The 18838-nt window shown below is 61.0% G+C and carries 18 protein-coding genes and 1 pseudogene; 15 read left to right on the top strand and 4 right to left on the bottom strand.

What is annotated here, in order from left to right:
• Positions 1 to 118 precede the first annotated feature (118 nt).
• The 3 genes from fliI to DT069_RS08340 all read left to right on the top strand — a co-directional run bounded on the left by fliI (position 119) and on the right by DT069_RS08340 (position 2729).
• Entirely contained in the window at positions 119 to 1483 is a 1365-nt protein-coding gene (fliI, locus tag DT069_RS08350; protein ID WP_119459849.1) for a flagellar protein export ATPase FliI, read from the top strand.
• Entirely contained in the window at positions 1480 to 1893 is a 414-nt protein-coding gene (locus DT069_RS08345) for a flagellar FliJ family protein (protein ID WP_119459848.1), read from the top strand. Before fliI ends, DT069_RS08345 begins: the two co-directional genes overlap by 4 nt.
• Before the next feature lie 206 nt (positions 1894 to 2099).
• Positions 2100 to 2729 (top strand): outer membrane protein, encoded by a 630-nt coding sequence (locus DT069_RS08340; RefSeq protein WP_162913059.1) that lies wholly within the window; start codon positions 2100 to 2102, stop codon positions 2727 to 2729.
• 49 nt (positions 2730 to 2778) lie between these two features.
• Here DT069_RS08340 and DT069_RS24925 read toward each other — a convergent pair.
• A pseudogene (locus DT069_RS24925) lies at positions 2779 to 3006 on the bottom strand (transposase); the annotation flags it as partial.
• 247 nt (positions 3007 to 3253) lie between these two features.
• On the opposite strand from DT069_RS24925, the gene DT069_RS08335 reads away from it, so the two are divergent.
• From DT069_RS08335 to DT069_RS08310, 6 genes are all read left to right on the top strand, one after another.
• Positions 3254 to 4642: an OmpP1/FadL family transporter gene (locus tag DT069_RS08335; protein ID WP_119459846.1), complete on the top strand. Its 1389-nt coding sequence runs from the start codon at positions 3254 to 3256 to the stop codon at positions 4640 to 4642.
• Positions 4643 to 4791: 149 nt separating this feature from the next.
• Complete coding sequence (locus tag DT069_RS08330; protein WP_119459845.1) at positions 4792 to 5166, top strand: response regulator; 375 nt, start codon at positions 4792 to 4794, stop codon at positions 5164 to 5166.
• Positions 5167 to 5170: 4 nt separating this feature from the next.
• Entirely contained in the window at positions 5171 to 6700 is a 1530-nt protein-coding gene (locus DT069_RS08325) for a response regulator (protein ID WP_119459844.1), read from the top strand.
• Between the two features lie 264 nt (positions 6701 to 6964).
• Positions 6965 to 8320, top strand: coding sequence for an aminotransferase class I/II-fold pyridoxal phosphate-dependent enzyme (locus DT069_RS08320; RefSeq protein WP_119459843.1), 1356 nt, complete (start codon positions 6965 to 6967; stop codon positions 8318 to 8320).
• Positions 8317 to 9774 carry a sensor histidine kinase gene (locus tag DT069_RS08315; RefSeq protein WP_119459842.1) on the top strand — a complete coding sequence of 486 codons (1458 nt, stop codon included), beginning with the start codon at positions 8317 to 8319 and terminating at the stop codon, positions 9772 to 9774. Before DT069_RS08320 ends, DT069_RS08315 begins: the two co-directional genes overlap by 4 nt.
• Before the next feature lie 47 nt (positions 9775 to 9821).
• Positions 9822 to 11255, top strand: coding sequence for a sensor histidine kinase (locus DT069_RS08310; protein ID WP_162913058.1), 1434 nt, complete (start codon positions 9822 to 9824; stop codon positions 11253 to 11255).
• A 224-nt stretch (positions 11256 to 11479) separates the two neighbouring features.
• On the opposite strand, the gene DT069_RS08305 is transcribed toward DT069_RS08310, so the two are convergent.
• Positions 11480 to 12835, bottom strand: a complete 1356-nt coding sequence (locus tag DT069_RS08305; RefSeq protein ID WP_119459840.1) for an FAD-dependent oxidoreductase — start codon at positions 12833 to 12835, stop codon at positions 11480 to 11482.
• A gap of 163 nt (positions 12836 to 12998) precedes the next feature.
• Between DT069_RS08305 and DT069_RS08300 the strand changes: the two genes are divergently transcribed.
• From DT069_RS08300 to DT069_RS08290, 3 genes are all read left to right on the top strand, one after another.
• Entirely contained in the window at positions 12999 to 13382 is a 384-nt protein-coding gene (locus tag DT069_RS08300; RefSeq protein WP_119459839.1) for a cupin domain-containing protein, read from the top strand.
• A gap of 109 nt (positions 13383 to 13491) precedes the next feature.
• Positions 13492 to 13905, top strand: a complete 414-nt coding sequence (locus DT069_RS08295; RefSeq protein ID WP_119459838.1) for a DUF2946 family protein — start codon at positions 13492 to 13494, stop codon at positions 13903 to 13905.
• Positions 13906 to 13977: 72 nt separating this feature from the next.
• A complete protein-coding gene (locus DT069_RS08290) occupies positions 13978 to 15333 on the top strand; it encodes a PepSY-associated TM helix domain-containing protein (RefSeq protein ID WP_119459837.1) in 1356 nt (451 codons plus the stop codon).
• Here the strand turns inward: DT069_RS08290 and DT069_RS08285 are convergent.
• The gene (locus DT069_RS08285) at positions 15308 to 15778 is read right to left on the bottom strand and encodes a GNAT family N-acetyltransferase (RefSeq protein ID WP_119459836.1); all 471 of its coding nucleotides are present in this window, start codon (positions 15776 to 15778) and stop codon (positions 15308 to 15310) included. The genes DT069_RS08290 and DT069_RS08285 overlap by 26 nt on opposite strands.
• Positions 15779 to 16029: 251 nt before the next feature.
• Here DT069_RS08285 and DT069_RS08280 point away from each other — a divergent pair, with 251 nt between their 5' ends.
• Entirely contained in the window at positions 16030 to 16422 is a 393-nt protein-coding gene (locus DT069_RS08280; protein WP_119459835.1) for a VOC family protein, read from the top strand.
• A gap of 70 nt (positions 16423 to 16492) precedes the next feature.
• Here the strand turns inward: DT069_RS08280 and DT069_RS08275 are convergent, their stop codons facing one another.
• Entirely contained in the window at positions 16493 to 17491 is a 999-nt protein-coding gene (locus DT069_RS08275; protein WP_119459834.1) for a small ribosomal subunit Rsm22 family protein, read from the bottom strand.
• A gap of 341 nt (positions 17492 to 17832) precedes the next feature.
• Between DT069_RS08275 and DT069_RS08270 the strand changes: the two genes are divergently transcribed.
• Together DT069_RS08270 and DT069_RS08265 are read left to right on the top strand one after the other, a co-directional pair.
• On the top strand, positions 17833 to 18213 hold the full coding sequence (locus tag DT069_RS08270) for an ArsR/SmtB family transcription factor (RefSeq protein WP_119459833.1): 381 nt from the start codon (positions 17833 to 17835) through the stop codon (positions 18211 to 18213).
• An 8-nt stretch (positions 18214 to 18221) separates the two neighbouring features.
• A complete protein-coding gene (locus DT069_RS08265) occupies positions 18222 to 18701 on the top strand; it encodes an SRPBCC family protein (RefSeq protein WP_425450099.1) in 480 nt (159 codons plus the stop codon).
• Positions 18702 to 18838: the final 137 nt, after the last annotated feature.

Here is an 18838-nt window from a genome sequence, read left to right as displayed (position 1 = left end):
ACCCGGCGCAGTCCCAACCGAGCTATGCCCTCATTAACCGAATTTACCGATGCTTAAATACAGCCTGAGATGATCCAGTCAACCATCTGATAGCCTTTTTATTCCTGCACACAACCCAATGATTAGCAGCATCCGACCTGTCGAGACCCTTCTTAGCGACCTCGAACGAATTCCCGAGACTCGATTCTACGGCCGTGTAACGGCCGTTCTTGGCATGATGGTTGAGGTTGCGGGGGCGGAGCGCGCGCTGTCCATCGGCGCGCGCTGCAACCTCGTCGACAGGAGTGGACGCCGGATTCCCTGTGAGGTTGTGGGCCTGCGCAATGGGCGGGCCCTGGCCATGCCCTATGGCGCTCTCGAAGGAGTCGGGCTCGGCTGCAAGGCCGAGGCGGTCGATGTCGAGCCGGTAGTTCGCCCCTCGCGCGCCTGGCTCGGGCGGGTCGTCAACGCGCTGGGCGAGCCGATCGACGGGAAGGGGCCGCTCCCCGGCGGGCTGATCGCCTGCCGGCTTCGTAACCCGCCGCCTCCCGCCCATGCGCGCCAGCGCGTCGCCGGCAAGCTCGACGTCGGCGTCCGCGCGATCAATACCTTCCTGACCTGCTGCCGGGGACAGCGGATGGGCATCTTCGCCGGTTCGGGCGTCGGCAAGTCGCTGCTGCTCTCGATGCTGGCGCGCTATACCGCCGCCGACGTCAATATCATCGGCCTGATCGGCGAGCGGGGTCGCGAGGTGCAGGAGTTCATCGCCGACGAGCTCGGGCCGGAGGGTCTCGCCCGCAGCATCGTGGTCGTGGCCACGTCGGACGAATCGCCGCTGATGCGCCGACAGGCCGCCCATCTCACGCTCGCCCTCGCCGAATTCTTTCGTGATCAGGACGACCAGGTGCTCTGCCTGATGGACAGCGTGACCCGCTTCGCCATGGCGTTGAGGGAAATCGGTCTGTCCGCCGGCGAGCCGCCCGCCAGCAAAGGCTACACCCCGTCGGTCTTCGCCGAGCTGCCGCGCCTGCTGGAGCGGGCCGGTCCGGGCTGCGGGAAGGGCAGCGTCACCGGCTTGTTCACCGTGCTCGTCGAGGGCGACGACCACAATGAGCCGATCGCCGATGCGGTGCGCGGGATTCTGGATGGTCATATCCTGCTCGACCGCGCGATCGCCGAACGGGGGCGCTATCCGGCGATCAATCTCTTGCGAAGCGTCTCGCGGACCCTGCCGGGCTGTAACTCGGACGAAGAGAACGCCCTGATCCGCCGCGCCCGGGGCCTTCTCGCGACCTATGAGGACATGGCCGAGCTGATCCGCCTCGGAGCCTATCGTCGCGGCAGCGACGCGGCGGTGGACGCGGCGATCGACCACTACCCCGCGCTCGAGGCGTTCCTTGCCCAGGACAAGGCGGAGCGGGACGACCTGTTGAGCGGTTACGCCAAGCTGGCCGCGATCCTTGATGCTGCCGGGGATGCTTCTAGCGGGGCATTGGCGCAATGAGCGCCATCGAGCAGCTGATTCGGCTGCATCGCTGGAAACTCGATGAGAAGCGCCGGAGGGGCGCGGACCTCGAACGGCTGGCGGACCGCTTTCGGCGGGACATGGAGCAGCTGAAAGCCGAACTGCGTCGGGAGCAGGAAGCGGCCGCCAGCTCCATCGAGCTTCAACGGTCCTTGCCCGGCTATGCCAGCGCGATCCGGAACCGCTGCGCCAGGCTCGAAACCTCAGCGCGGGAAGTGGAAAGCGAGCTTGAGGAGGTGCGGGAAGAGATTGCCGAAGCCTATCGGGAGATGAAGCGGTACGAGCAGGCACTGAGCAGCAGGGAGGCGCGGCGACAGGCCGTGCTGCGCCGTCGCGAGCAGATCGCCAGCGACGAGATCGGGCTGTCGATCTATCGGCGGCGGCAGTAGAGGCCGCGAGCCGTCTCCGGTGTTTCGCCGAAGGGCAAGGGCGCCGCACCCGGAGCGATGAGGGCAAAGCTAGCAACCTGTGCTGCTATTTATCGGATATTATTAAATTAAGCCCGCTGTTTTCTCGTGAAAATGAGGAAATTGACAAAGTAATGCACTGAATATAATCAATTGTCCTGTTGATTATTTATGCGGAAAAGAGAGTCGTGAAAAAGTTATTCGGCATTTTTATTTATTTTGCTGCGCTGTTCTATGCCGATGCGGCTCTTGCGCAGTCGAAGGGGCGTTACTTTGCCGGAACGCTTGGTTTCGTGTCCCCTATGGATGAAGAGGCCAATGACGGCGGCGTCCGTGCCGAACTCTCCTACCAGAGCGCCACCATGGTGTCCGGTGCGATCGGCTATGCCGTCGGGAACGGTTTCCGGACCGAGCTCGAGGTCGGATATGCCAGCATCGAGGGCGACCGGATAAAGCTCAGCGATGGCGTCAATTCCTCCAGTTACGATCTCAGCGACTACGAGGTATCGACGCTGCTCACCACGGCCAATCTCTTCTACGACATCAAGACGAAAGGCCTGGTTTCGCCCTATGTCGGCGGCGGCCTCGGGTTCGCTCAGCTGTCGGTGGATGGCTTCACCGTGGCCGGCTGGACCTTCTACGGCGGCACCGAGACGGACCTCGCCGCCTTTGGCGAGGTTGGCCTCAGCCTGCCGGTAACGGAAACGCTCGATATCGTGCCCGCCTATCGCTTTCTCTGGATAAACACGGCGGACTATGAAGGCTACGAGGACACGACAGCGCATATCCTCAAGGTCGGGGCGCGCTTCGCCTTCTGACTCGGAGCCAGTGTGCGAGGAGAATAACGGAGGCGGCATAGAGGAACGCCTTGGCGCTCTGGCTGCCGATGATTGCGGCCGTTGGGCTTGCCACGTGTCCCTCGTGCTCGCGCACCGCGACATGGGGCGCGTGGCGGATACGCTCCAACCTGCCGTCCCAATCCCACAGCATGAACTGATGATGCGCCGTGCTCTTCGGCGGCAGGTCCTTCGGCAGCGCCTCTCATTGGCAACCCGACGAAAGCACCGAGCAAATGGCGTTCAGAACCTCGCGAACCTAGCGCGAACATGGTTTCTGCAGGAGAGTTAATAGAAAGTTCATAATATTATGTAATCATTAAAGGTACAAAATAAAGATAGAATAATAGCTAAATAAATATGAAGCATACGTCTTAAAAATACTTGGCATAGCATTTGAGCTGTTATACAATTTTCGGCGTAAGTCGAATACCATTTGACCAATTGGCAAAAGTTTTGGTTGGCGTTCGTCGTAAGCTCCCTGTTCTCGTGTAAGGCAGATCGCAATGCATAGTCTGGACATCATCCTTCGGAATCCCGTCGGTTCACGCCTGCAGTTTCTTCGGCGTTGCGGAATGGTTGGCGTCGGCGGCGTGGTTTGGGCGACGACGACATTTTTCACCGTCAACGCACAGGCGGCGGGTCTTTACTTTCAAGAGCAGGGTGCAGTTGGGATCGGGCGCGCGAACGCCGGGTCCGCTGCGGCGGCTGATGATGAAAGCACTATTTTCTTCAATCCCGCCGGCATGACCAATCTCGATGGCGCTTCGCTAGCGTTAAGCACAACCTTTTTGATGCCGAGGGCGGACTTCTCGAACGAGGGTTCGACCGCGACGACGCCAGGCAACAGCGGTGCTCCTGCTCCCATCTCGGGAGGCGACGGTGGCAATCCGTTCGGCGTGACGACGATCCCGAATTTGTACGTCGTATCTCCGGTTGCCGGTCGTGACCTTTGGCTCGGCTTCAGTGTAACGGCCCCTTTCGGTATGAAGCTGGAGTATGACGATGACTGGTTCGGCCGGTACGAATCGACGTACACCGACCTGCAAGTCATCGACTTCGGGCCATCGGTCGCCTATCGGGTAAGCGATAGTCTGTCTATCGGCGGCGGCCTCGATATTCAGTACGCCAACGCGACATTGGAGAATCGAATCCCGGACCCGATGAATCCGGGCGGGCCGACAGCGGCGACAGACGGGAACTTCCGCGCCAAGGGTGATTCCTTTGCGCTTGGATTCAATGTCGGCCTCACCTTCACGCCGGTGCCGAGCACGCGTTTCGGCGTGCATTACCGCCACGGCACCAGCCACGAGCTCGAGGGCGATACAACGACATCCGGCTTGACCGGGCCCCTTGCGGGCGCAAACGGCCGGTCGGACATGAAGGCGGATCTCGACCTGCCTGCCGTGATCGGCGTCGGCGTTGCCCACGAACTCACGTCCCGACTGACGCTGCTCGGTCAGTTCAATTATTTCACTTGGAGTGAATATGAGGAGGTGCGAATCCGCTACGATGACGGTTCGCCCGACGTGGTCCGTGAGCAGAATTACGACGACAGCATTTCGGTCGCTGTGGGCGCCGAATTCGACCTGGATCAGCGCTGGACCCTCCGCGGCGGCTTTCAATACGAAGAGACGCCGACTACCGATCCGTCGTTTCGCAGCACCCGCGTACCCGATGGGGACCGCTACTACGTCACGGCCGGTGCGAGCTACGCGTTTTCCGATAACTTTTCGGTCGATTTCGCCTACGCCCACGTGTTCGTGAAGGACGGTAGGATCGACCGTACCGATACCTACTTCGATGGCACTGGGCTCGATACATCGGTCACGACCAGCGCCACCTACGAGGGCGGTTTCGACGTCGTTGCGGTCAAGGGAGTGTGGAGCTTCTAGATGAGGGGCAGGTCATTCGTTGGAACCGGCGCCATGCGGGTAAGCCGGCCAGTTGGGGCGACGGTGTCAGTCGAGCGAATCGAATTTGGCGGCGCCTTCGTTTGCGTCAGCGGGTAGGGGTCGCGAAGAACGGTACTTGGGGAAGGAAAATGACCAAAGTGCTGTTGATCGAGGACAACGAAATGAACCGAGATATGCTTGGGCGTCGGTTGGTTCGGAGCGGCTTCGAGGTGTGTACGGCCGCGGACGGCCTTTCCGGTATCACAGCGGCCAAACGAGAGCATCCAAACGTCATCCTGATGGATATAGGCCTGGGGCTGGGCGAGATGGATGGCTGGGAAGCGGCCCGGCAGATCAAGGCTGATGTGGCGACCGCGGCGATTCCCATCATCGCGCTGACGGCCCATGCCACGACAGAGGACCGCGCGAGGAGCTTCGAGGCGGGTTGCGAGGCGTTCGATACGAAGCCAGTGGATTTTGACCGCCTTCTTTCGAAGATCAGCGATGTTCTTGTGAAAGCATAGCGCCATGCAAGCAAGTAAGCCACGTATACTTGTCGTTGACGACATCAAGGACAACAGAGCAATCCTCCTGCGTCGCTTGGCGCGCTCTGACTTCGACGTTGCAGAGGCGGATGGTGGACGCTCGGCTCTGAGTTTGATCGGGCGTGAACACTTCGATCTGGTGCTGCTCGATATTGCGATGCCCGATTTGGACGGGATCGAGGTTCTGAAGAGAGTTCGTCAGAAGCACTCACCGTTGAATCTGCCGGTAATCATGGTCACGGCGCACGGCGAGAGCAGCCAAACGGCGGCCGCGCTCAGGCTCGGTGCCAATGACTATGTGACGAAGCCGGTCGATTTTCAGGTGGCATTGGCACGGATCGAAAGCCAGCTCGCGCACAAGCAGGATCAATCACGGCTCGAGGGCGAACTCGACATGGCGGATCAGCGTCTGCGATCGCTTGTCGATCAATTGCCTGCCGGCTTGGCGCTGAAGAATCGGAATGGTGAGTTCCTGACCGTAAACACCCAGTACGGTGCATTCTTGGGATTCGATTCGGAAGACGCGGTCGGGCGGACTCAGGACTTCTTTCAGGATGCCGCGTCAGCAGAGGTCGTTCGCCTGGACGAAGCCGCGCTCGCTGCCGAGGCGCCGACCCACGCCCAAATCATGGTGGGGGAGGGCGAAGATCGCCGCGTGTTCCTCGCGACAAGCTTTCCAATACGCGGTTCGGGCTCCTCTGTCGGCATTGGTACCTCGTTGTTCGACGTGACGGAGCGGTGGCGCGCGGAGCGTGAGTTGGTCGCCGCACGGGACGCTGCCGAGGCTGGGAACCGGGCGAAGAGCGAGTTTCTCGCTGCGATGAGCCATGAGCTGCGAACCCCGCTGAACGCCATCATCGGGTTCGCGGACATTATGGCGGCCGATACCTTGGGGCGGGACGGCTATACGAACTACAAAATATACGCGAAGGATATCGGGGATAGCGGACGGCATCTCTTGGCGGTCATCAATGATGTCCTCGATCTTGCCAAGCAGGATGCGGGACGCCTCGAACTGATAGAAGACACGATCGATATTGCCAGCATGATTGAATACTGTCGGCAGACGGTATCCCGGGCGGCGCAGGATGCTGGTGTCCAATTGTCGGTGGCGGTTGACAGTGCGATGCCGCTGGTCATGGGAGATCAGCGCCGGATAACGCAGGTTCTCCTGAACCTGCTGTCGAACGCCATAAAGTTCACGAACCCGGGCGGCCAAGTCGATCTCACGGCACGGAATGTCGACGGCTGTGCCGTCCTCGAGGTTCGGGACACCGGTATTGGAATGACGAATGCGGAGGTTTCCGTCGCGCTTGAGCCGTTTCGTCAGATCGACAGCAGGTTGAGCCGCAAGTATCAGGGAACCGGCCTGGGATTGCCAATCAGCAAAAAGCTGACCGAGCTGCATGGGGGTCGTTTCGCTATAGAGAGTGTGCCCGGCGGCGGCACCTGCATAACGGTTACGCTTCCCGCTGAGCGGGCCATCCACGCAGATCGAAGTTTGGTTTCCTAAGATGTGCAGGGGGCAGCATTTCGGGATGTTGGTTTTGTTCCGTGGCGCTGTCGGGACCTGCAGAGCACGGAAGCGCGGGTTTCAGCTGGGGAGCCCGGTGTGCCGCACGGCATCGGTTGGGGCAACCCAGTGAGCTTTGGGAATGACTGGGCGGCTGCGGTGCCAGGAAGGCTTGAGCGCCGTCGAGCCTTTCCACGGATTTGCAGTTCCGCGCGTAGATAGGGTTTAGCCTACAAGTATTAAGCAAACGACAAGGAGGCCAGGATGGCAATTTCGAACCAAAATATGGATCCGCTTGAAGCGTTTACTGGAAGCGTGCGTGATTACCGCGAATTGAAAGGGGTGGATCTTCTAGGGCGTGTCGACGAATTCTACCGATGGCAGGATGTGCGTCGGCGCCACGGGCTGTGGCCCTATTCGAAATCGACCGAAGAGGCACCTCGCGCGGTTTGCGTGGCAAAGGACGACTCTGGCGTAAGCTTCCAGGGCGTCAACTTTGCGTCGCAAGATTATCTCGGCCTTTCCTCCGATCCGGAGATGAAGGAAACCGCAAAGGCGGTCATCGAGGAATACGGAGTCCACAGTGCCGGTTCATCGGCGCTCGCGGGAAACACCAAATACTCATTGAAGTTGGAGAGGACGATTTCGGAGTTCCTCCAACTTGACCATACCGTCCTGTATCCCACCGGCTGGGCAGCCGGCTACGGGGTGATCAAGGCTCTCGTTGGGCCAGACGACCACATTATCATGGATGGCCTTGCCCATGCATGCCTGCAGGAAGGCGCCGGCTCGGCCACGTCGAACGTGCACCTTCACGGACATCTGAATACCGCGTCCGTCCGTCGTCGCCTGAAACGAATTCGGGATCGGGATAGGAACAACGGGATTCTCGTTATCACCGAGAGCCTGTTCTCCATGGATTCCGACACACCGGACATCGCTGCGCTGCAGGACCTGTGTGACGAGTTCGGAGCGACGCTGCTGGTTGACGTAGCCCACGACCTCGGGTGCATCGGCGAGGATGGTCGAGGCTTCATCGGTCTGCAGAACATGCTCGGGAAGGTTGACATCGTCATGGGGAGCTTTTCGAAGACATTCGCTTCGAACGGTGGGTTCGTGGCGTGCAACTCCCCGGCCGTTAGGCAGTATCTCAAGTATTACGGCTCTACAGCGACGTTCTCCAACGCGTTGTCTCCGGTGCAGGCTGCCACCGTAACCAAGGCCTTCGAGATTGTCCGGTCGGATCGCGGCGGGGCGCTCCGCCGCCAATTGATGGATCGCATCTGCCGGCTGCGTGCCGCGTTCGACAACGCCGGCCTCGAGGTGCTCGGCGACCCCTCGGCCATCGTACCGGTCGTCGTGGGCGACGAGGCTCTTGCACGCTTGGTCAGTCGGCGCCTGCCGGGTCTCGGTGTCGTGGCCAACCTGGTGGAGTTCCCGGCGGTCGCGAAGGGCAACGCACGGTTTCGCTTCCAAGTGATGCCGACCCATACGGACCAGCACATTCAGCTGGCGGTCGAGCGCTTTGCACGTGCGGTAAGGGATGCCAGGCCGGAGTACGATCGCTATCGGTTTCGCATGGCGGCCAATGATCCGCAAGTGATGGTCCGCACCGCATGATCTCGGGCGACGCGCAACCCTCGGCGGCGGCCACGGCGCGCAGTTGGCTTCTGCGTTTCGCTGACTGGTTCATTCCCGGCGAGTTGCGCGTCGACACCGGCTTATTCTGGCAGACGCGGATCTTTGTCATCAGCCATCTGCTCAGCCCGTTCTTCGCGGCCGGAATTATCTACTATCTTTATATTGCAGACCCCGATCCTCATCTTCCCTTTTGGGGCCTGTTCCTTCTGGCATCGCTTTTCCTGCCTCTGCCGGTGGTCATCAAGGCCTTTGGCAGATTGACACCGGTCGCGCTCTTTTCTCTTTGCAATCTCACGTTCCTGTGCGTGTTCGGCTCCTTCTTCTATGGCGGCCTGAGCTCCCCGTTCCTGCCGTGGTTTCTAACGGCGCTGCTTATCGGTTTCTTCTACTTGGGAGATCGAGCGTTTCTTGTCCTGGGGATCTTTATCGTCAATCTGCTGGGGCTCGCCCTCGCCTACCTGTTCAGAGGTTCCTTTCCTGAAATCGTTCCGGTTGAAATGCTTGCAGGCGTCGGGGTGGTGTCCGTTTGCGCGGCAACGGCCTACATGTCGATGATGGCGGTTTCATATGCCTACGTCATTTCCGCGCAATCGGAACTTCGCAAGGAGATAGCCCGGCACCTCGTCACGTCCGCCCGGATGCGTCAGGCAAAGGAGGAGGCGGAACGAGCCAGTGAAAACCGGTCTATTTTTCTTGCCAAAATGAACCACCATTTTCGAACGCCGCTCAATGCCGTGATCGGATACAGCGAACTCCTTCTTGAGGAGGCGGACGCAGATGACGAGCAAGAGAAGGTCGAAGTACTGAACAAGATAAAAATTTCCGGCCGACACCTGCTATCTCTGGTGGCCGACGTTCTGGATTTCGCGAAAGTCTCTTCGGATGAAGTGGAGATTCTGGATCAAGAATTCAGTATGGATGCCTTCATCGATGATATCGCCTCAACCTGTTCCGGACTGGTGGAGGCAAACGGAAACAGATTCATAGTAGAAAAGAAGAACGCTCTCGGCCAGGCAATGTGCGATCAGACGCGCCTGCGGCAGGTCATTATAAATCTACTGAGCAACGCAGGGAAATTCACGAGCAATGGGAGTGTATTTTTTGAAGTGGCGAGGCATCCTGGCCCGTTGTCGGATGTGATTAAAATTTCGGTGCGGGACACGGGGATCGGGATTGCGCCGGAGAACATCGAAAAAGTATTCGCCTCCTACAATCAGGCTGAGCCGGCCACCGCTTCCAAATATGGCGGAACCGGATTGGGGCTCGCTCTCAGCAGGAGACTCTGCTTGCTGATGCAGGGCCAAATCACCATGGAAAGCGAGATCGGTCGAGGGTCGACCTTTACGGTTCAGATTCCGATCTGGCGCCATTCAGAAACAGGACTGAGCGTCGAGCAGGACGACGCGATGCCTGGGCGTGTGCAGCCAGCATAGCAATGCCGCAGCATATAAACAAAACTCTCGGCCGCATAAGTGTGGCCGTGGATTCGTTCATTCCGGACAGACTCAGGCGCGACCTGGACATCGTGCAGGCCGTTCGGATGTTCGTGTTCAGCCACCTCTTCGGCCCATTTCTCGGGCATACGATTTCCTTTTACATCGTGTTCGAGATGGGCACCGCGGATGGTGCATGGTGGGTGCTTTTTCTCTCGATCACGGCGTTCTGGCCCCTTGGTGCCTTGCTCAAGGTAACCCGCCACTACGTCCCGCTCGCCCTTGTTTCCATTCAGAACCTGATCTTCGTCATTCTATGGGGGTGCTATCATTACGGTGGCATAAGCTCGCCAATCTTGCCGTGGATGGTCACCGTGCCGTTGCTGGCATTTTTCTATCTTCCGCAACCCCGGCTGAGAATAATCGTCTTGCTCATCATTGTTGCGAATTTGGTCGCCTTCGACGCCATTTACAGTTGGTACGGCTTTCGGGCCGAGGTGTCCGTCAGAGACTTGGCCAGCATGGGTTTCGTTTCGACGTTTTGCGCTGGAATATATGTTTCGATGATGGCGCTCTACTATCGCAACATCGTTTCATCGCAGGGTGAATTGGAACAGGAGGTGCGGCTCCATCGCGACACGGCACGCCAGCTCCGACAGGCGACGGAGCAGGCGAACCGTGCGGTCTTGGCAAAGACGGAGTTTCTCGCGAACATGAGTCACGAACTCAGAGCGCCGCTGAACGTTATCATCGGATATAGCGAGATTCTGATCGAGGAAACGGCGCCAGGAGGCCAGCAGGCGCAGGACCTGCTGGCGATAAGAGACGCCGGAAAGAGTCTTCTTCGTGGTATCAACGATCTTCTGGACCTCGCAAAGCTGGAGGCCGGTAGAATGGAATTGTCCGCGGAGCAATTCGAACTGGACGCTCTGATTGACGAGGTGGTCGATCAATGGCATGGCCCGATTAGCGAAAAAGGCGTTCTGCTCCAGGTCACACGACCAGACGCATTTGGTGTCTTTGTCAGCGATCGCGCCAAGCTGCGGCAAATTTTATGGCGCCTTCTGGAGAACGCCACAAAATTCACCGAGAACGGAACTATAACGGTTTTTGCGGCAAGGCAGGCGGATGATGTCACCATTGCCGTGCGTGACACGGGCGTGGGAATACATTCCGACGAATTGGAAGGCCTTTTCGAAAGCTTCAGTATACGCAAGGATGAAACGACGAGCGGATACCGTGAGCCGAGCCTCGGGTTGCCCCTGTGCTACCGCCTGTGCGGGTTACTTGGGGGCACACTGACTGTGGACAGCACGGTTGGAGGCGGAACCAGTTTCACAGTCCGCCTTCCTTCACATGTCGACAGGCAAGTGGTGCCGTGTAGAGAGCCGGAACCACAGCCGCTTGTGAGGCCTGGGAGCCGATCCAAGAAGAAGGGATTCAGGCCGAACGACTTGGTCGGGTCAAACGTCGGAGCTTGAGTCGAATCATGGCCGGGTGCACGAAGGTTGCGGAGGTGCGGGCGTAGCGCTCGACGTCGCGCGTCGGACATCGGTGCGCTTGACGATCTCGAACGTCCGGCGCCCCGTGTCGGCGACGACCCTTGCGGCCTTTGGTCCCTGATAGTCGGCATCGCCGAAGATGCGCTCGATGAGCGGAAAAGAGCGGCACGCTTGTCGCAGACTATCGCACATTCAGGCACTCCTTAATCCAGCCTAGCGCCGTCGGCGTTCAGCAGATCGCGGATCTCCGCCCCCGGAACATCCCTCAGGCGGCGCTTCGAGCGAAGCGCCGCAGCCGCCGCCAGCCCCGCCGCATGGCCGTAGCCGAAGCACTGGGCGGTCACGCGGGCGGAGGCGAGGGCCTCATGCTCGGCGCTGAGGCAGCGGCCGGCGACGATCAGGTTTTCGCCGCGGCGCGGCAGAAGGGCCGCGTAGGGCACTTCGTAATAGTCCTCGATCAGCCATTCGAGCTTCGGCTTGTCGCCGACATGCAGTTCGATCGGCCAGGGTGAGCGGACGACGCCGTCGGGACGCTTGCGGTGTGCGAGGACATCCTCGTTCGTCAAAGTTTCGGCGCCGGCGACGGAGCGGCTCTGGCGTATGCCGGCCTGCACGCCGGTGTCATTGACAAAGCTCTCCTCGCAGCCGGGGATATGGTCGCGCAGGAACCGCGCATAATCGCGAACCTGCCGCCGGCCGACGAACTCCGCCTCCGTGAGGTCTTCCGGCGAACCGGGATAGAGGTCCCGCCCGTCGCGGCCGACGAGCCGCGTCGCGTTGACGAGGAGCTCGCCTTTCCGCGGTGTCGTGAAGATCCAGATCTTGGCGCGCGGCAAGTGGTACTCGCCGGCTGCATGCGCGGCGATCAGCATCTCCGTCACTTCCGGGGAGCAGATGGTGTCGGGACCCCAGTATCCGAGGAACCGGTCGACATCGACATTGCCAAGGCGGAAGATCATCGTCGGGTTCTGAACGGTCCCGTCCTGGCCGATCGTGAAGTCCAGCCCCGCCCGATGGATCACGTCGGCATCGCCGCTGGCGTCGATGACGATCCTTGCGCTGACCGCGCCGCGCCCGGCCTTCGATTCGACGACGATCCCGAGAACGTCTTCGCCTTCGATGACCGTGCCAACGACAAGGCAGTGATAGAGAACCCGGACGCCTGGTTCCTCGAGAAACGCATCGGCGGTTTCGCGCCAGCGCAGCGGATCATGTGTTACGGTCCAGGTCTTGCCGTAGCGCACCGGCGCCGTGACGCCGTCGCAGGAGCGCATCGCCTGAAGGAACCGGTCGGCGAAGCCGAAGACGAGCTGCTCGGGCTGGTTCCGGTTCCGGTCGCTGGCGGCGTAGAGCCCGCAGATCGTTCCCGAAAGGCCGGCGACCGCGTTTCCGCCGCAGAAGCCATAGCGCTCGACCAGCAGCACGGACAGGCCTTGCCGCGCCGCCGTCTCGGCCGCGGCGACGCCGGCCGCGCCGCCGCCGACCACGGCGACATCGACCTCCGCGACGATCGGAAGACCGTGATCCGCTCCAAAAGCCGCGCTGGCCTTCCACGTCATCGCCGACGCCCTCCCTCTGCTCTGGCTACTTCCAGGCTAGCATATATCTGACATATCACACGGTCGCAATCGACCTGCGATCAGGAGGGCCCGCATGATCGTTCAAGACCGGGGTCGCTGATCGGGCGATGATGCCGTCCGTTGCAGCCGCACGAGGTCGACCTTGCAAGCAGACACGGCAAAGCCATACAGCGCCATCAACCTTGCCGAGAAGTTCGAGCTGTTTTCGGAAAAATGGCTTCCGAAAGTCGTTGCCGAGTTGAACGATTACCAGTTCAAGATCGTCCGGATCGAAGGCGACTTCGTCTGGCATGATCATCCGGAAACCGATGAAGCATTCATCGTCCTCGACGGTGAGCTGCGCATCGATTTCCGGGACGGCGCCGTCCTGCTGAAGGCAGGCGAAATGTTCGTCGTTCCCAAAGGCGTCGAGCACAAGCCGTTTGCCGAAAAGGAGGTCAAGCTGCTGCTGATCGAGCCGCGCGGTGTTCTGAACACCGGCCATGCGGGCGGGGAGCGAACGGCACGAAACGACGTCTGGATTTGAACCGATAGGCTGGTCCTGCGCGTTTCGCCACGCCCAGAAAGCCTTCCCTGCCTGCGCCGGCATATCCTGTCGCAGTGACAAACGCTCCGAGTTGTGGGATGAGCAAGGCATGAAGACCATGCGGCTCATCCTGGCGGATCGATTGTCGGGCGGCATCATCGCCGCCTCGACAGCCTTGATGCTGCTGCTTCAGGCCGTCGTTGGAAGCCTGGCCTGCGGCATGACGATCGGGGCCGGGCTCGACCCCGCATCCGTCATCTGCTCGCCGTCCGGAACGGCAAGCGCCGGTCATACGCGATCCGATGGTCCATCGGGGCCGGATCGGCAGCATGATTGCCCGTGCATCCTGTTCTGCCAGTTCGGGGGCTCCGTCGCCGCACTGCTGCCGGTCGATGGGCTGACCGGGTCGGCTTTCATGCGGGCGGCGGCGGCTGTTCCGCCGTTTGAGCATCATCGTCTTGCCGATTCTCGCAACAGCGGCCTGATCTCCGAAGCGCGCGCACCGCCTGCTCTTTCCGTCTGACGCCTGAACTTGCAAACACCGTCCCGCGTCCTGGCGCGAGCGGTTGCACCTACGCGCATACGGAGAGCTGCTATGTCCGACGCTACCCTCGAGCCGACGCGCAACATGGCGCGCCCGGTCGAATCTTCCGATCTCTATCGTGCCGTCTGGCGCTGGCACTTCTACGCGGGCCTTTTCGTTCTGCCCTTCCTTGTCGTTCTGGCCGCTACTGGGGCGCTTTATCTCTTTCGCGACGAGATCGACGCCCTTGTTCACGCCGACCTGAAACGGGTCGAGGCACAGGCCGTTCAGCAGCTGCCGCCGGCGGCGATCGTTGATGCCGCCCTCGCGGCCTATCCCGGAACGGCCCTCAAATATCTGCCGCCGGCCTCTCCCGCCGCCTCGGCGGAAGTCGGTATCAAGGCCGATGCCGGCCAGAAAATCTCTGTCTTCGTGAACCCGTATGACGGGCAGGTCCTCGGCGAACTTTCCGACAAGGGCACGGTCATGTGGATCGTGCGCCGGATTCACGGTCTCGACTATTTCGGCCCCATCGCGAACGGTGCGATCGAGATTGCCGGGGGCTGGGCGATCCTGCTCGTCGGAACCGGCATCTATCTCTGGTGGCCGCGCAAGCGGACCGGGGGCGTCGTGACCGTGCGGGGGACGCCCAAGCGGCGCATGTTCTGGCGCGACCTCCACGCTGTTACCGGACTCTTCGTCGGTTTCTTCATTACCTTTCTCGCCGTCACCGGCATGCCCTGGTCGATCGTCTGGGGCGCCAAGGTGAACGAATGGGCGAACGGCAACAATTTCGGCTATCCCGCCGGCGTGCGCGTCGCGGTTCCGATGTCGGACGAGCATCTGCATCACGCGTCGCCGACTCCATGGTCTCTCGAGCAGGCGCGACTGCCGGAATCGGTTCCCCAGGGTGCGATTCCGATCACCCTGGATCAGGCGGTGGCGGTGTTCGATCGCCTTGGTCTTCATGCCGGCTACGCAGTCAACATCCCGAGCACGCCGGCCGACGTCTATACCGGCTCCGTCTATCCGGACGACCTTTCGCAACAGCGTGTCGTGCATCTCGACCAATATTCCGGCCAGCCGCTGATCGATATGAGCTATGCCGATTACGGTCCGCTCGGCAGGAGCCTGGAATGGGGCATCAACGTCCATATGGGCCAGGAGTTCGGCCTCGCGAACCAGCTTCTGATGCTCGGCGTCTGTGCCGGGATCGTCACGCTGTCGATATCCGCGGCGGTGATGTGGTGGAAGCGGCGGCCGAGCGGATCGCTTGGCGTGCCGCCCATGCCGTCGGATCGGCGCAGATTTCGCGGCGTAATCGCCATTCTGGCGATCGGCGGCGTGATCTTCCCGCTCGTCGGGGCATCGCTCCTCGTCATGCTCGTCTTGGACTGGCTGCTTAACCGACGTCTCGCACGAGCGTGAGTTCGTCCCGGACGGGAATGCCGTAGCGGCCGATGAGAGGGATCGATGGCTTGGTCCGACGCTCCTCGTCGATCGCACCCGGGACAAGTCGGTGAAGCCGAAAGCCGCGACGTTGATAGAAGCGGAGGGCGTCGAGATTGTCGTTCGTCGTCCGTACGACGAGCCGGGAGAGCCGGAGATCCGCCGCGCGCTCTGCGGCCTTCTCGACCAGCCGGGTTCCGAGGCCGGTGAAAGCGTTGACGGCATCGAGCGTCACAATTTCGGACTCGCTTACACCGTCGAGAAGTGTGACGAGCCCGAGAATGCCGCCGTCGCCGAGCTCCACAAAGCCGGGCAGGGATGCGGCGTCGATGGCACGCCCGTCGAGCATGACGACGCGGTCATACCATCGCTCCACGAGGAAGGCGGCGATACGGTCTCGATCTTCGGCACGGATGGCGCGCATGTTCGCCGCTTCCTCTTATGGCTCGGGCGCTAGAGACTCGCCCCATCGCGCCTTGCGCAGGCGCGCATAGGCCTGTCGGTCATGGCGCGCTCGAACCCGGCTTTCGCCGGATCCAGTTCGTCGACAAAAGCGTCGATGAAGCGGGCCGGATTGCCGCGGATCCTGGCCGAGCAAACCATTCGCTACTGACACACCGCTGTCAGCAGCAATAATGTAGAGTTCGCCAAGCTATACAAAAAAGGGGGCTTTCAGTGTCCATTATTAGCCACATCACGTTGGGATCGAACGATAGGGATCGTTCAACTAAATTCTATGACGCTGTGCTGGGAGCAATAGGTTTTTCCAGGTTGCCCAAGCCGCCGGAAAAGCCCTTGGCCTATGAACGCGATGGCCAGATGCCGACAATCTACATTCACACACCCGAGGACGGCCGTCCTGCAACATGGGGAAATGGAACGCACGTTGCCTTCATCGCCGACACCAAAGCTCAGGTTCATTCCTTTCATGAACAAGCTCTCGAATTGGGAGGCAAGAACGAGGGAGAGCCAGGGCCGCGGCCGCACTACGGTCCAAACTACTACGCCGCTTATGTGCGTGATCCCGACGGGAACAAACTGCAGGCGGTCTGCTATGTCTCAGAGTGATCACCAATTTTCAGCAACGAGTCGAAGACTATGAAAAGCGGCGCGACAGCGCGCGATGATACGCTGATTCTTAGTCGGGCTTTCCCTTGGTTGGCAGGGACTCTCCCCATCGCGCCTTGCGCAGGCGCGCATAGGCTTGTCGGTCGCGGCGCGGAATCGTCTTCTCGGCGATGCCCTCCGCTGTGCAGAGCTTGAAGCGGAGTTCGGCCTTCGTGACCTTCGGCGGCGCCAGGATGCGCGCATCTATGGCGGAGGCGGGCAGGGCGTCGCGGCCGACGGCGACATAGGAAAACTTCTCGTCCTCGAACGGCACGGTCGCCGACTTGGCGATCATATGGTCGCGCGACCGGGCCAGACGCTGAACGAAGTGGCACCAGTCCGGCGCTTCGATCGGACAGGCCGCGGCATGCGGGCAGGGCGCGAGGACGGTCGCCCCGGCCTCGATCAGCGCCGCCCGGGCCGATCGGATTCGCGCGAAGCCCGCCGGCGTCCCGGGTTCCACCAGGACCAGAACGCCGCCGCAGCGATTCCAAAGCGCCGAAACGATCGCGGCCACCTGCTGTTCAGGGAGCTCCGCCAGGGCGAAACCGACGATCACCAGATCGGCGGCCGGCAGTTGCGTGTCCGGATGCGTGAGGTCGCCCAATATCCGGGTACTGTTCGACAGGGCGGCATGCGCGCTGCCCGACGCCAGCTCGGCTGCGATATCTAGAAACTCCCGATTGCTGTCCATCATGGACAGGGTCTCGATCTCGGGCCATGCCTCGACGGCGGCCCAGCTCGCTGTGCCGGGCCCGGCGCCGACGTCCAGAACGCTCCTCGGCGCGAAAGCCTCGCTGCGGCGGCGGACTTCGTCGAAAACCGCCGCAACGGCGGCGAATGTCGCCGGCAGGCGCGAGACCAGATAGGCCGTGACGTCCGCTTTGCTCGACACGACAGCCCGTGAAGCGCCGCCGGCTCGATAATGATCGGAAAGCTGGGCGGAGCGCTGCGCGAGGTCCTTGCGGGAAACCCCTTCCAGGAGACTCTCGGCCCGGCTCCGAAGCGCGTCGGGAAGATCGTTGGGCATGGCGGTGTCTCCTGTAGGACTCTGCGCCCGCGCTTTCAAGCGTAGAGCACGGTTGTGTCTCAGTTTGAATTTCGGGTCTCGCCCGTTCCTGAAGTTCCGGCCCGAGAAGGCTACGACGCAGATGCGCCCCTGAGCTGACCTCCCCGAAACTCGACATCCAGGACCTCCGAGCCCGTAAGCCGGCCGGTTTTGGACAGGCATTCAATTGCACGCTGCGCTGCTGAACTGAGCTGTACGGACATGGCTTAAGCTCTGATGCTTAGGCATTGACCTAAGTATTGGATCGCTATAAAACTGCCCAGCGGGGACGGAAGCGCGGAACGGTTCCGAAGGCAAATGCAGTGACACCGCAGACAGGCAGCAACAGACGGCAGGGCCGACAGTCTCCGACGGCAGCGACCGTGGACGGCATCTTTCGCGCCTTGTCCGACCCGACGCGGCGCAATGTCGTGGAGCGGCTTGGTTCACGTCCGGCCTCGGTGAGCGAGCTCGCGGCTCCCTACGATATGGCTCTGCCTTCCTTCGTCGAGCACCTCAAAGTGCTCGAACGAAGCGGCTTGGTGCGCTCGCACAAGGTCGGTCGCGTACGCACCTACCAGCTCGCGCCCGAGCAGCTGAAGGTGGCGGAGGACTGGCTTGGGCGGCAGCGCAGACTTTGGGAGCGCCGCCTTGACCAACTCGACAGTTATCTCATGAAGATGAAGCAGGAGGATTCCGAATGACGTCATCCGTGATCAAGATCGATCCAAAACTCGATCTCGTGCTCGAGCGCGACATCGACGTTCCAGTCGAACTCGTCTGGAAAGCGTGGACGACACCCGAGCATCTACGCGAATGGTTCGTGCCGAAGCCTTGGACAATCGCCTCCTGCGAACTGGACCTGCGCCCCGGCGGCAAGTTCAACACCATCATGCGCTCGCCGGATGGTCAGGAATTCCCCAATACCGGCTGTTATCTTGAAGTGACACCGAACGAGCGATTGATCTTCACGGACACCCTCCAGGCCGGATATCGGCCGTCGGCGAACCCCTTCTTCACCGCCGTGCTGGATCTCGCCAAGAAGGGGTCCGGCACGCGATATACGGCCATCGCCATACACGGTGACGATGCCGCGCGGAAGAAACATGAGGAAATGGGATTCTACGACGGCTGGGGCACGGTGATCGACCAGATGGTGGAGTACATCAAGGCTGATCGCATCCGGCTCTGACGGGTTTCGGGGGAATCTAGCCGCTACCAGAGCGTCCACATTGGGTACGCTTTGGGAATGTCGGCAATCTGTCGGGAGAGGGACGACCCCAGTGCGTCGGTACTGAAACACTTCCGGCTTGTCCCACGACCCGGGTG

Source organism: Virgifigura deserti, from assembly GCA_003576685.1.
GTDB lineage: Bacteria > Pseudomonadota > Alphaproteobacteria > Dongiales > Dongiaceae > Virgifigura > Virgifigura deserti.
The sequence above is the reverse complement of the archived record's forward strand: the minus strand, read 5'-3'. Positions and strand labels throughout refer to the sequence as shown.